This window comes from Chitinophaga barathri (genome assembly GCF_003807585.1).
In the GTDB taxonomy this organism is placed as follows: domain Bacteria; phylum Bacteroidota; class Bacteroidia; order Chitinophagales; family Chitinophagaceae; genus Chitinophaga; species Chitinophaga barathri.
On the sequence record NZ_RMBX01000007.1, the window covers coordinates 75598 to 88702 of the forward strand.

At 51.3% G+C, this 13105-nt stretch carries 14 protein-coding genes; 5 read left to right on the top strand and 9 right to left on the bottom strand.

Features of this window, described 5'->3' with window-relative positions; translation table 11 throughout:
• Nucleotides 1-11: 11 nt before the first annotated feature.
• The gene (rho, locus tag EG028_RS13735) at nt 12-1712 is read right to left on the bottom strand and encodes a transcription termination factor Rho (protein ID WP_120517282.1); all 1701 of its coding nucleotides are present in this window, start codon (nt 1710-1712) and stop codon (nt 12-14) included.
• Nucleotides 1713-2087: 375 nt separating this feature from the next.
• Here rho and asnS point away from each other — a divergent pair, with 375 nt between their 5' ends.
• The 4 genes from asnS to EG028_RS13755 all read left to right on the top strand — a co-directional run bounded on the left by asnS (nt 2088) and on the right by EG028_RS13755 (nt 5613).
• Nucleotides 2088-3524: an asparagine--tRNA ligase gene (gene asnS / locus EG028_RS13740; RefSeq protein ID WP_174235429.1), complete on the top strand. Its 1437-nt coding sequence runs from the start codon at nt 2088-2090 to the stop codon at nt 3522-3524.
• Between the two features lie 225 nt (nt 3525-3749).
• Nucleotides 3750-4280 carry an ExbD/TolR family protein gene (locus EG028_RS13745; protein WP_120517281.1) on the top strand — a complete coding sequence of 177 codons (531 nt, stop codon included), beginning with the start codon at nt 3750-3752 and terminating at the stop codon, nt 4278-4280.
• Between the two features lie 55 nt (nt 4281-4335).
• Nucleotides 4336-5292: an isopenicillin N synthase family dioxygenase gene (locus EG028_RS13750; protein WP_120517280.1), complete on the top strand. Its 957-nt coding sequence runs from the start codon at nt 4336-4338 to the stop codon at nt 5290-5292.
• 120 nt (nt 5293-5412) lie between these two features.
• Nucleotides 5413-5613 (top strand): hypothetical protein, encoded by a 201-nt coding sequence (locus tag EG028_RS13755; protein ID WP_123864668.1) that lies wholly within the window; start codon nt 5413-5415, stop codon nt 5611-5613.
• A 3-nt stretch (nt 5614-5616) separates the two neighbouring features.
• Here EG028_RS13755 and EG028_RS13760 read toward each other — a convergent pair whose 3' ends face one another.
• The gene (locus EG028_RS13760; protein ID WP_120517279.1) at nt 5617-6663 is read right to left on the bottom strand and encodes an alpha/beta hydrolase; all 1047 of its coding nucleotides are present in this window, start codon (nt 6661-6663) and stop codon (nt 5617-5619) included.
• Between the two features lie 205 nt (nt 6664-6868).
• Between EG028_RS13760 and chrA the strand changes: the two genes are divergently transcribed.
• Entirely contained in the window at nt 6869-8062 is a 1194-nt protein-coding gene (gene chrA, locus EG028_RS13765) for a chromate efflux transporter (protein ID WP_120517360.1), read from the top strand.
• On the opposite strand, the gene EG028_RS13770 is transcribed toward chrA, so the two are convergent.
• From EG028_RS13770 to trmB, 7 genes are read right to left on the bottom strand one after another with little or no spacing between them, the layout of a single operon-like run.
• Nucleotides 8059-8808, bottom strand: a complete 750-nt coding sequence (locus EG028_RS13770; protein WP_120517278.1) for a LytR/AlgR family response regulator transcription factor — start codon at nt 8806-8808, stop codon at nt 8059-8061. The two genes, chrA and EG028_RS13770, sit on opposite strands and share 4 nt — an antisense overlap.
• 28 nt (nt 8809-8836) lie before the next feature.
• The gene (locus tag EG028_RS13775; RefSeq protein ID WP_120517277.1) at nt 8837-10912 is read right to left on the bottom strand and encodes a histidine kinase; all 2076 of its coding nucleotides are present in this window, start codon (nt 10910-10912) and stop codon (nt 8837-8839) included.
• A 13-nt stretch (nt 10913-10925) separates the two neighbouring features.
• Nucleotides 10926-11165 (bottom strand): 4a-hydroxytetrahydrobiopterin dehydratase, encoded by a 240-nt coding sequence (locus EG028_RS13780; protein WP_120517276.1) that lies wholly within the window; start codon nt 11163-11165, stop codon nt 10926-10928.
• A gap of 40 nt (nt 11166-11205) precedes the next feature.
• Nucleotides 11206-11649: an IPExxxVDY family protein gene (locus EG028_RS13785; RefSeq protein WP_120517275.1), complete on the bottom strand. Its 444-nt coding sequence runs from the start codon at nt 11647-11649 to the stop codon at nt 11206-11208.
• Nucleotides 11650-11706: 57 nt separating this feature from the next.
• On the bottom strand, nt 11707-12093 hold the full coding sequence (locus EG028_RS13790) for an MGMT family protein (protein ID WP_120517274.1): 387 nt from the start codon (nt 12091-12093) through the stop codon (nt 11707-11709).
• The gene (locus EG028_RS13795; RefSeq protein WP_120517273.1) at nt 12032-12229 is read right to left on the bottom strand and encodes a DUF5522 domain-containing protein; all 198 of its coding nucleotides are present in this window, start codon (nt 12227-12229) and stop codon (nt 12032-12034) included. The genes EG028_RS13790 and EG028_RS13795 overlap by 62 nt, the downstream gene beginning before the upstream one ends.
• A complete protein-coding gene (trmB, locus tag EG028_RS13800) occupies nt 12201-12908 on the bottom strand; it encodes a tRNA (guanosine(46)-N7)-methyltransferase TrmB (RefSeq protein ID WP_120517272.1) in 708 nt (235 codons plus the stop codon). Before trmB ends, EG028_RS13795 begins: the two co-directional genes overlap by 29 nt.
• Nucleotides 12909-13105 lie beyond the last annotated feature (197 nt).

Consider the following 13105-nt stretch of genomic DNA (forward strand, 5'->3'; position numbering starts at 1 on the left):
TCTCAATATGTTTACCTGTTCATCGTGACCAGGAACTCTTCGTTGTTGCGGGTGCCGCGCATATGCTGCAGCATGAAGTTCATCGTTTCTTCCGTGTTCATATCCGCCAGGTGATTGCGCAGGATATAGATACGTTGCAGCATTTCTTTTTCCAGCAGCAGATCGTCGCGGCGGGTAGAAGATGCCGTAACGTCGATAGCGGGGAAAATGCGGCGGTTGGCCAGCCTGCGGTCCAGCGCCAGCTCCATGTTACCGGTACCTTTGAACTCTTCAAAGATCACCTCGTCCATTTTGGAACCGGTGTCTATCAAAGCGGTGGCAAGTATGGTGAGGGAGCCGCCGTTTTCAATCTTACGGGCAGCGCCGAAGAACTGTTTGGGTTTCTGCATGGCGTTTGCTTCCACACCACCGCTCAATACCTTACCGGAAGCGGGTGCCACGGTGTTGTGCGCACGCGCCAGGCGGGTGATGGAATCCAGCAGTATCACTACATCATGACCGCATTCCACCAGTCGTTTTGCTTTCTGCAAAGCGATAGCGGATACTTTCACGTGTTTTTCGGCCGGTTCGTCGAAAGTGGAAGCGATCACTTCCGCTTTTACGGAACGCTCCATATCCGTCACCTCCTCAGGGCGCTCATCGATCAGCACTACCATGAGATAGATCTCGGGGTGGTTGGTGGCGATGGCGTTTGCAACTTCTTTCAGCAGCATGGTCTTACCTACTTTAGGCTGCGCAACGATCAGGCCGCGCTGTCCTTTACCGATAGGTGTGAACATATCCATGATACGGGTGGAGTAGTTGTTCGAAGTGGTGGTGAGCGTCAGCTTTTCGAAGGGGAACAGCGGGGTGAGGTAATCGAAAGGCACGCGGTCGCGTACTTCTTCGGGAGATTTACCGTTGATGCTTTCCACTTTCAGCAGCGCGAAATACTTTTCACCTTCTTTCGGCGGGCGAACGGAACCGCGAACGGTATCGCCGGTCTTGAGGCCGAACAGTTTGATCTGTGAAGGAGAAACGTAAATATCATCGGGAGAGCTGAGGTAGTTGTAATCTGAAGAACGGAGGAAACCATAACCATCGGGCATCATTTCCAGTACGCCTTCACTTACGATCACACCATCAAACTCTATATTGAACACGGGTTCTTTCTTCGGGTATTTATGTCCGCCACCGGGCTGCGCTTTCGGCTGTATGATGGGTTCAGACACAGTAACGAAATCATCTTCGTCCTCGTCTTCTTCCGCTTCAGGCAGTGCAACTTCTTCTTCCTCTTCATCTGTTAAAGCAGGCAATACAATATCATCATCATCATCAAATGTGAGTGAAGGTATATCGAGGTCGATATCGAGCTTGCGCTTGGGTTGCGGTTGTGCCTGAACTTCTTCTTCTGGTTTGGAAACTTTTGCGGCGGGTGCGGCGGGTTTGCGTCCTCTTTTTGCGGCGGGTTTGTCTTCGGCGGAGTTAGGTTCTTCAGATGCTGCTGGGGCTGGTGCGGATTCTTCTTTTTTCGAGACAGGCTTTCGTTTTCGTCCTTTCTTTTCGTCTCCGTTTCCTTGCTGATCTTCTGAGGCTATCACCGCTTGTTTATCGAGTATTTTATAAATTAGTGCTTGCTTGTCCAGTTTTTTTGAGTTGGGAATGTCCAGCTTTTCTGCAATATCAAGCAGTTCAGGAACGAGCATGTCGTTCAATTGTAAGATGTCGTACATCATCTGCGTTTGTCAAATTTTAGAAGTGTCGAAAGGTGGGTACCACTGCATACCAACATCACCAATTAACAAATAATTGTTTTAAGTCAATAATAAAACTTTGATCGTTAAATTGATAGGGATCGATTTGAGTTAAGGACTGCTGATGAAGATGGCAAAAAAGGAACTTATCAGACAGATTGTAAGTACAAGATTAAAACAAGTTTTGCTATTCTCCAAAAAAATATTGATGCACCCCGCATAATGTATAGCGAAAAATTGTCAAGCCTGTAAACCGCTTCTGCCAACCATCTATCCTGCCACCAGCGCAAATAACCGGCCAAATATGCGCCGGTTTATCTATTTTTGCTGCTCAATAAAAAATTATCATTTATCATGAGCCAAAGAGTAAAGATCAAGCAGATTTTGCTTAGCGACAGAACAAACTATGAAGTAACGGTAAAAGGATGGGTACGCACCTTCCGCAATAACCAGTTTATAGCTCTGAACGATGGCTCTACCAATAATAATCTCCAGGTAGTGGTAAATGAAGCGGATATGGACCCCGCTTTATTCCGCCGGATCACCCGCGGGGCGGCCATTGCCGTTACCGGTGAGATCATCCCTTCCCTCGGCAAAGGCCAGAAAGTGGAACTGAAAACCGCCGTACTGGAGATCCTTGGCGATTGCGACGCGGAAGTGTATCCCATCCAGCCGCAGAAACAAAGCCTGGAATTCATGCGTGAAATAGCGCACCTGCGCTTTCGTACCAATACGTTCGGAGCCGTGTTCCGCATCCGCCACTCCCTGGCGTTCGCCGTTCACCAGTTCTTCAACGAAAAAGGTTTTGTATACCTGCATACGCCCATCATCACCGCATCAGACGCGGAAGGCGCCGGCGAAATGTTCCGCGTAACCACGCTGGATATGAAAAAACCGCCGCTGAATGAAAAAGGCGAGATCGATTATAAAGAGGATTTCTTCGGCCGTGCCACCAACCTCACCGTGTCCGGCCAGCTGGAAGGAGAGCTGGGCGCCATGGCTTTCGGCGACATCTACACTTTCGGCCCCACTTTCAGGGCTGAAAACTCCAACACCGCGCGCCACCTCGCGGAATTCTGGATGATCGAGCCGGAAATGGCGTTTTATGAACTGAAGGACAATATGGACCTGGCGGAAGAGTTCATCAAATACGTGATCCGTTATTCGCTGGAGCATAACCGCGAAGACCTGGACTTCCTCGCGCAGCGCCTCCTGGATGAAGAAAAACAAAAACCGCAGGCGGACCGCAGCCCGATGGGCCTGATCGAAAAGCTGGAATTTGTGCTGAACAACGAGTTCATGCGTATCACTTACACGGAAGCGATAGACATCCTGAAGAACAGCAAACCCAATAAGAACAAGAAATTCCAGTTTCCCGTGGAAGAATGGGGCACCGATCTCCAAAGCGAACATGAGCGTTACCTGGTGGAAAAACACTTCCAGAAACCCGTGATCCTGACGGATTACCCGGCCGCTATCAAGAGTTTCTACATGAAACAGAACGAGGACGGCAAAACCGTTCGTGCCATGGACATCCTGTTCCCCGGCATCGGCGAGATCGTGGGCGGCAGCCAGCGTGAAGAGAACTACGACAAGCTGGTGAAAAGAATGGAAGAGCTGCAAATCCCCGTGGAAGAACTCTACTGGTACCTGGATACCCGCCGCTTCGGCACCGCGCCGCACGCCGGTTTCGGGCTGGGCTTCGAACGGCTGGTGCTGTTCGTGACCGGCATGACGAACATCCGCGACGTGATCCCTTTCCCGCGTACGCCCAAGAGCGCTGAATTTTAATTATCACCTGATTGAAGGATACCCGAAACGTCCCGCCATTACGGCGGGACGTTTTTTATTGGTTTGACCGCTGACTTAAATACCCCTTAAATGAGATTTTATGGAAACGGCCATCCCGCGCATCTAATGTGTAATTGAGCAAAACCAATACAGTGTGTGTAATTACCGGTGGCGGGTTGTCGCACCCGCTGCCGGTAAATCCCTTCACCCTTAAAACCTTTCCACATGGCTGAGATGAACACTTCCTCCGAAAGCGGCCGCCGCAGGGGCGGCCAGCGCAGTAAAAAATTATCCACCCGCGTGGATATGACGCCGATGGTAGATCTCGGCTTCCTGCTCATTACCTTTTTTATGCTTACCACCACCCTTTCCAAACCCAAGGCATTGCCGCTGATCATGCCCGCTGATGGCGACGCGACGCCTGTGCCCGAAAGCAAGTCGCTTACGCTGCTGGTGGAGAACGACAATACGGTGTCCTGGTACGAAGGCCTGTTTGTGGACGCTGAAAACAAAACAGCCTTGAACCGCAGCAACTTTTCCGTTCAGTCCGGCATCGGCAACGTGATACGCGATAAACAGCGCAGGGTGGCCAAAGCCTATGGCGATCCGGAACAATTGATAGTAATGATCAAAGTGGCGGAAGGCGGCAGTTACCGCAATATGGTGGATGCGCTGGACGAGATGAAGATCAACCGTGTGGCCCGTTATGCGGTGGTGGACATAACAGATGAAGAAGCAAAAATGTTGACGGAATAAGCGTGCGCGCTCAGGTGAATTTGCCTTACCTTAGTATTCCTAAAAAAATACTGATATGGCAACCGTTAATTCCATCCCCTCCGTTGACCTGGCGGACTTCACTTCCGGAGATCCCGCGCGTAAAGCAGCATTTGTTGAACAGTTGGGCAAGGCCTATGAAGAGGTAGGTTTTGTGGCCGTCAGGAATCACGGCATCCCGGCGGACCTGATAGCGGACCTGTACAAATACGTACAGGAGTTTTTCTCACAGCCTTCCAGCACCAAAAGCAAATATGAAATACCGGAGCTGGCCGGCCAGCGCGGGTATACTTCCTTCGGAAAAGAACACGCAAAAGGATTTGACGCGCCGGACCTGAAAGAGTTTTTCCAGTTCGGGCAAAGCGTGGAAGACAACGATCCCATCAAATCGGAATACCCGGAGAATGTGCAGGTAAATGAACTGCCGGAATTCACGCCCACGTTCTTCAAAGCCTACCGTGCTTTTGAAACTTCCGGTACGTCGCTGCTGCAGGCTATTGCGATCTATCTCGGGCTGGATGAACATTATTTTGACAACAAGGTACATAACGGTAATTCCATTCTCCGCGCGATCCATTACCCGCCTATTACACAGGAGCCTAAGTCCGCGATAAGGGCGGAGCAGCATGAGGACATCAACCTCATCACCCTGCTGGTGGGCGCATCGGCAGACGGTTTGCAGATACTGGACAAAAAAGGCGAGTGGGTGCCCGTCACTTCCCTGCCGGACCAGATAGTGGTGAACGTGGGAGATATGCTGCAAAGACTGACGAACAACCGCCTGAAATCCACCACCCACCGGGTGGTGAACCCACCCCGTGAAATGTGGAACACCTCCCGGTATTCCATCCCGTTTTTTCTGCACCCGAAATCCAACATGGATCTCACCTGCCTGGAAGGATGCGTGGATGCGCAACACCCAGCGGAGTTTCCGCCGATCACCGCCGGGGAATACCTGGATGAACGGTTGAAGGAAATAGGCCTGAAAAAATAAACGGAAGCCGGGACGATGATCCCGGCTTTTTTCATGCGGAATGAACAGGCTGCATACGGAGAACAGGAATGAATAAACTGAACAGCCGCTGAATGAAGCCCCCTGCTTAATTTGCGGGGCATGTTACCAACCATACTTACTGAGCTGTCCGTTTCAGACATGAGAACTATTACCGGCGGAAAAGCAGATGACTACGTGGAAGCCGCTACAGGCCTGCCCACGCTTCCCCCTGTGAAGTTCGATTCCATACCCGACCTGACGAAAGAAATGACGGCACCGCAGGAAGAAGAGGAGAAAAAAAAGAAAAAAGGCCAGGGTTAGGCCTTACATCCTTGCGTTCGGTTGTTTTTGCGTAGCCAGCAGGCTTGTAGCTTCGTTGGAAGAAATGCCCTGCCCGTTGAAGAGACGGGAGAAATAAGCCACCATGGCCGGTGAGAGCCTGAACTCGTTATACGGGAAGTTCATGAAGTAACTGTGCTGCCAGCCCACCATGTCGTGAAAGTTAATATAGACGGCATTTTCAGCGCGCATCTTCTTTCCGCTCTTTTCGCCCAGTTGTTTGCGCATGGTCAGAAAATGCGCACCTTTCAGCTGAAGATCCCGGCGGTTGTAATGCACATATACCTGTTTGGCAAACTTTATCTGTTCCACCCATTCCGCATGCCCCCTGGAAGGTACACAGGCGGCGTTGATCACGAGGTTGTCCACAAACGGTTCCCCGTTGATACTGCTGATGTCGTGATGCCGCATCATCTGTTCGAGGATAATATTACCCATACTGTGGTAAAAAGTGCTGAGCTTCACGCCGCTGATCCATTCTTCACCCCGTTGTTTCGCGTCCCTGAATTCATGCAGCAGTGAAAGGTATTGCCCGGCGGAAAGACTGGCGTTGTTGCGGGCGAACTTAAAGTTCTTGGACGGTTTATAAGTGGTGTTGATGCTGGCGTAGTCGAACATCACCACATTCACATTATACTGGCTGCTCATCAGCTGCGCCCGCTCCACGTTGGACGTGAATATCTTGCCCATGCCTTCAGCGTATACCACGATATCTTTTTTCACGGGAAGGTGCTGCATGGCTTCCTGCAAGGTGTTTTCCTTATACACATTCCATTTGCCGTCTATTTTTTCGAGGAAAAAGTATTTGAGGGAGGCCGTATCCAGGAATTCGTCCACGAAGCGGAGGCTTTGGGGATGGATGTACCGGTTCGAGACAAATACCAGGCAGGTATCGCTGTGCATAAAAGGTTCGAGGGTTTCCGGCTGGAGAGCGAACCGGGACCAGGACTCATTGCTATTGTAAACGGTTAACTGCGCCCGGGCTGTTACGATATTGACAATGAGGAGGAAGGTTATCAAAAATCGCTTCATAAACTACGATTGTGCTGTCTTTTCATAAACGCCTAAACGAAGGCATTTGTTCTGCTTATTTAACCTTTGCAAGTTTTATGCCTGCCGGTAAGTGTGGTACAAACCCTTGTGCCGGTTCCCATGTTCCATGTAATCAGTACCTTCGCGCAGCCGGAGATGGTTTTTTTTCACTATTTTTCGGTTCGGGTAGTTGAAACTTATACCAGTGTTTTTACGTCACATTTCGTTTCTGAAGGCAGTTTTTTTGCATAGCATCACCGCTTTCGGGGGTCCGCAGGGGCACCTGGCAATGATGATGAAAACGTTTGTGCAGCAACGCAGGGATGTTACGGAAAAGGAATTAATGGAATACAACGCGTTCTGCCAGCTGCTGCCCGGCGCTTCTTCTTCGCAAACGCTTACCCTCATCGGCTACAAAAGGGGCGGCATACCCCTGGCCGTGGTCACCCTCATGATATGGATCACCCCCGCCTGCCTGCTCATGGGCTCCCTGAGTTTCCTGCTGCAGTTCATGGACAAGCGGGCGCTGGATGTGGATATATTCAAATACGTACAACCCATGGCGGTCGGATTCCTGGCTTTTGGGGGGCTGCGCGCTTACCAGATCAGCATCCGCAGCCTTGCTACCCTGGGTATTATGGCCGTGGCCCTGCTGGCCGCCGTGTTCATCAAATCGCCCTGGTTGTTTCCCGCCCTCATCGTCCTGGGAGGTATCATTTCAAATTTCAGCGACAAACGTATTCCGGACCTGAATGAGCCCAAAAAGAAGATCCAGTGGGGCAACCTCTGGCTTTTTGCCCTGATCTTCATTTTGGCCGGTTTCCTTTCGGAATTGGCGCGTACCAATAACTGGATCACCCGGAGGCCTTTTAACCTTTTTGAGAACTTCTACCGTTTCGGCAGCCTGGTGTTCGGCGGCGGGGATATCCTTATCGCGATGATGCTGGAGCAGTACGTACAGCGTACCAAATCCATGTTTATGAGCGCGGAGGAGCTGCTTACCGGCGCGGGTATCATGCGGGCCATGCCGGGGCCTACCTTTTCGGTGTCCGCGTATGTGGGGGGAATGGTGATGCGCAACCTGGGGCCGGGCTACCAGTTCCTGGGCTGCCTGCTGGCACCCATTGCGATCTTTTTACCGAGCATGCTGCTGGTCCTGTTCTTTTTCCCGATCTGGAACAATCTTAAAAAACATGTGATCATTTACCGCGCGCTGGAAGGTATCAATGCGGTGGTGGTGGGTATTATGTGGGCGGCTACGTTTATCCTGTTCACGTCCATAGACGGCACCTGGTACAACTGGGCCATTATGCTCAGCACCCTGGCCCTGTTATGGTACTCAAAGCTGCCGTCTCCCTTTATCGTTCTGGCCTGTCTGCTTGCTGGCTGGCTGCTTTAGCTCTGCTTCCAGATGGCCGACAGTTCCTTTTTCCTTCTTTCCGTTACCTCCAGCATGGTTTTATTCCTGAGCCAGAGCCTGTGCTCGTCCTGGTCTATTTTCTGAATGTGCGGCAGCTGTACCATCTGGTGATTGTTCACCTGGAAAAACCGCATGGCGGCAAACAGCTCCGTGTAATACCTGAAAGGTCGGGGGCTGTGAAGGGCTGTGCCGTCCGCCAGATAAAACACGGTCTTTTCGGTGAGGCCTTCCAGGTAACAGATGTCCTCCACGCTTACGACGTTTTCTTCTCCTTCGGCGGCGGGCAATACGAGCTGGCGCATTTCGCCGGCGGGTTTGCCAAAATTGCTCAATAATACATCGTACCGCTCCTGCCGGTGCGGCCGCTGGATGCGGGCGGTCACGGCGCTTACGGCCTGCAGCAGGCTTTCTTTATCTATCGGCTTCAGTATCAGCTCCACTTCGCTGAGGCGGATGGTGTGCAGGAAACGTTTTTCAAAAGCGGTTACAAAAATGGCTTCGAAAGTGGCGTCGTATGCGCCCGCGAGCACGTCAAAGCCGGTGCCGTCAGGCATTTCAAGGTCAAGAAATACCAGCTGGGGTTTATGCAGGCGGATCTGCTCGATGCCCTCTCTGCAATTGGCTGCTGAAGACACTGCCTCGATCTCCGGACAATACTTGTTCAGCATCAGCGAGATAATATCCCTGCTGTTCCGTTCGTCGTCTATAATTACTGCGCGGATCATAACATTATTTAGTTGTGGCACAGGTCAGCTAAAGCTGGGGTATCAGTACCCGGATAACGGTACCGCTGTCGTTGGCCTGCTTTTTTGATTTATCGATGATCTCTATCTGGATCCCGGTATTATACATTTTGTTCAGCAGCTCCGCCCGGTTCAGGCTGATCTCCATACCCTGGCTCTGGTGATGCCCGGGCAGGCTGCGCAATGCGCGTGACCGCTCTATGCCGATGCCGTTATCTTCTATTACACATTCCAGCATATCGCCGGCCAGCATATTGAAGCGGATCACCAGCAGGCCGGAGGAGTGGTCTTCGTTGATCATCCCGTGTTTAACGGCATTTTCCACGTAAGGTTGCAGCAGCATGGCCGGCACTTCCAGCTCGGCGGTGGCGATGGAGGGGTCTGTGAGTATCTCGTAGCTCATCTTTTGCTCAAAACGCATCTTCTCCAGTCCAAGATAAGTATTTAAGTAAGTTATTTCGTCCGCCAGCGTGATAAAGTTGCGGCGGGAGAAATCCAGCGTTTTGCGGATGAGGTATGAAAAATCTGAAAGATATTTCTGTGCGTGCTCGTAATCCCGCTGCATGACGAACAGCTGGATGGAGTTGAGGCAGTTGAAAATGAAATGGGGGTTGATCTGCGCGCGGATGGCCTTCAGCTCTATCTCCGCGAGTTTTTTGCTGTATTCGACGTCCAGCTGAAGTTTCCGCTGCTCTTCCAGCTCCATTTTTTTGCGCAGGATCTCCGTGGTCTGTTCTTTCACCAGTTCTTCCAATTGCTCGTTCAGCTTGCGCTGCAGCTCTTTGTTTTTGTTGAGCTGTTTGATGAGCATTTCCTGTGTCTTTGTTTTTTCCTGGTGCACCAGTTTGTTCCGGTAGCTGAGCCCGGCCGCGAAAAACAAAGCCTGTAGCAGCACGCCCAGCACCAGCACATTGTAAGGCCCTACCAGCTCGGGCAGCGGGGTGAACGATACCGGCTCGTTGTTGTTCAGGAAAGCCCAGATCGTGAGCAGGTACAGGCTGATGGACCCGAACAGGTAAAAGCGGATCAGTGGGTGGTGCCGCGTTCTGCGTGCCAGTGCTATAAAGGAGATGCCAAAAGGGATGAGTGTGATAAAGTAGGTCCAGGTGTAGATCATGGCGGGCGCCTGGAAGTTGCCCATGGCGATCATGGCGATACATACGAGAATGAGGATGCCCGTAACCATGGCGCCGTAACGGTAGATCTTTTCCATGAGGGGGTAACGCTCCCGCAGGCTGAGGAACATGTTGCCGAAAAGCATGTACATAAAGTAAAAGCAGAACAGCAGCGCCGGGATGTCCCAGTAAAACTTGAACATCGGGCAGAAATGGAAAAATGAAAGCTGGAAAGGTTTTGTTTCGAGCCGCAAAGTAAAAAAGAGGATCAGCCCGAGCAGGTAAGCCGCAAAGTACAGCGAGGAACGGTCCGGCAGCTGGGTATAATTGATGACGGTAATGCTGAGCAACACCAGCAGCATGCCGATGAGGATCTGTATCACGAGTACTTCGCCCTTGTACTGGTCTGTTTGTGTATGGTGAAATTCCGCCTTGTGAATGGGGTCGTAAAGTACAGGCAGGAATTCGTTTTCGCGGTAAAAGCGGTTGAGGATGTGCACGTAAAAGGTGCGGGTCTCTCCCGCGCGTACATGCAGGGGGAAGGTGTAATGGTTCCAGCGCTCCACGTCCCCGCGGTCCACCATCAGGCCGGTATGCATTTGCAGGGTGGGTTTGCCGGCGGCATCCGTGGTATAAAAGCTAATGTCGTCGTGCCATCCGGTGAAAAGATATACCAGTGAATCCACCTGCCCTGAATTCCGGATTTTCAGGTTGAGCCATACATTGTTGACGCTGCGGAGGGCTTTTTTGCGGGGATGGAATATTGTACTGTCCGGGTAGAAGGGAGTTTGTGGCAGATTCTCCGCGGTGAGCCTGCCGGTGCGGTCTGTAAAGGACCAGGTATACGTACGGGTGTCCACCCCATTGACGGGATGGGAAAAATCGATGGAGAGTGTGTCCTGTGCGGCCGCTCTGGATAGGGGGTAAAGGGAGCAACAAAACAACAGGCCGAATAATAGAAACCGGTTCACTTAAGTGCTGGTATTAGGATGATGCATACATTTCGTCTATCGCTTTTGCCAGCGCACGGTCTTTGTCTGTCACTGTATTCCCCGCGCTGTGTGTGTTCAGCCAGATCTCCACCTTGTTATAAGTATTGGTCCAGGTGGGGTGATGGTCCATCTTTTCCGCGGTGAGCGCAACACTGGTCATAAAAGCAAAAGCTTTGCGGAAGTCCGCGAACTTAAATGCGCGGTAGAGATGTTGATCTGTTTCCTGCCACATATGATTGATTTTTAGATCATAACGTGTTTTAAACAAGGCACTAGAAGATCAGGTTGATCTTGTTTTTAATGTCTTTCATATCCAGCAGGGTTACCAGCTGCACCGTTTCCACCTTCCTGCACTGTTCTGTCAGCAACTTCACATCAGCGGCCTGGTAATAATTCCCTTTGATCAGCCAGATATAGTCTACGTGTTTCAGTTCCGGCAGTAAAAACTCAGCTTTACAGTGATTGTTATAAAAATAGTGGGCCGCCGATTTGGTCAGCTCCTGGTATTCGAACACTGTAAAGTAATAGGAACGCCGGTTTTTGGTGAGATTGATCTCCAGGGAATTGTTCACCCTGAGGTCGAACCCCAGCTGTTTGTTGATCTGCCAGCACACCTGGTAGTCCCGGGCCTGGGAGACGATCCCGGCCAGCCAGGTATCCTCGAAAAAGTCTTCCACCAATTGCTCCTGATCCAGCTTGAGTTTGAGTACTGACATATTTAAAAGTAAACGGGACCCGTAATGATGTAAAGGTATTGAAAGTAAATAAAGCCGCTATGGTTTCTTTTTGGGGAGCGGCGGGTTCCAGAACACCTTGTCGAAATCCTGCACCTGGTTATCTTTCACCTTTATACCTTCGGCCTCCAGCAGCTCCTGCATGAGCGTGGGGGTGGCAAAGTGAGCGGCGCCGGTAAGCAGTCCTTTGCTGTTCACCACGCGGTGCGCCGGCACGGGTTTGGGGGCGGAGCCCGCGGCGTTCATGGCCCAGCCTACCATGCGGGCGGACAGGCGGATGCCCGCTCTTTCGGCGATGGCGCCATAACTGGTCACGCGCCCTTTCGGGATGCGTCTTACGATGGCATACACCGTATCGAGGAAGTTAGGCTCCTTTTTGGGCTTTGCGGGCTTCGAGGAGACGGCTTTTTTTATCTTCGGGGACATTTTCATAATCAAAAGGGCAATGCAGGCAGCCATTTCCGCAACAAAATCCGCGCTCCCGGTGATACTTTTCCGTGAGCACTACATATCCCTGCGCGTTGTAATAAAAATCAATATTCTCTTCCAGCTGCTTCTTCATCGGTGTCCAGGTTTACCGCTTTCCAGTCTATCGGCTCCGCGGGCAATACAAATTTAAGGAACCGGATGGTTCTGCCATCGGCCAGGTGCATGCCTTCGTAATAGGTCTGGATGCGCAGCAGCGGCGAAATTTCCGCCTGTGCGTATACATCCGGTATATCGATGAGCTTTTCACAGCCGGTTTTGGCGATCACCATGCGGGTGAAGTCGTACAGCTCGGTAGAATCCGTTTTCAGGTTGATGGTGCCTCCCGGGGCGAGTATCTGCTGGTACAGTGCCAGGAAACGCGGGTGAGTAAGGCGTTTTTTGGCTTTGGACTGGCGCAGGAACGGGTCGGGGAAGGTGATCCAGATGTCTTTTACCTCTCCGGGCGCGAAATAGTCGGTAAGGGCCTCTATCTGGGTGCGGAGGAAGGCGACATTGGCCAGGTTGCTGTCGAGGGCGGTTTTTGCGCCTTTCCAGATGCGGTTGCCTTTGAGGTCCACCCCGGTAAAGTTCTCTTCCGGGAATAGTTTTGCCAGGCCAAGGGTATAATCTCCTTTACCGCAGGCCAGCTCCAGGGTGAGGGGGTGGTTATTGCCAAAGTGTTTGCCCCAGGCGCCCTGCATGTCTTTCGGGTAGATCAGCACATTGGGAAATGTCTCGATCTCGGCGAATCGTATAAGTTTTTTGTGTCCCATGAAGGGGCAAAAGTAATGAAAATGAGGGTGATGGTGCAAGGAAGGGTATTGGAATGCTTTTACATAAAGGTTGGACAAAGGCAGGCCTGCTGTTGCGATGCCGTCAGGATAAGGTATTGATAAACCATCTTTAAAGGGTAGATAAAGCATAGATAAGGCATATCTTATAGATATGCCTTATCTATGGGATATATATG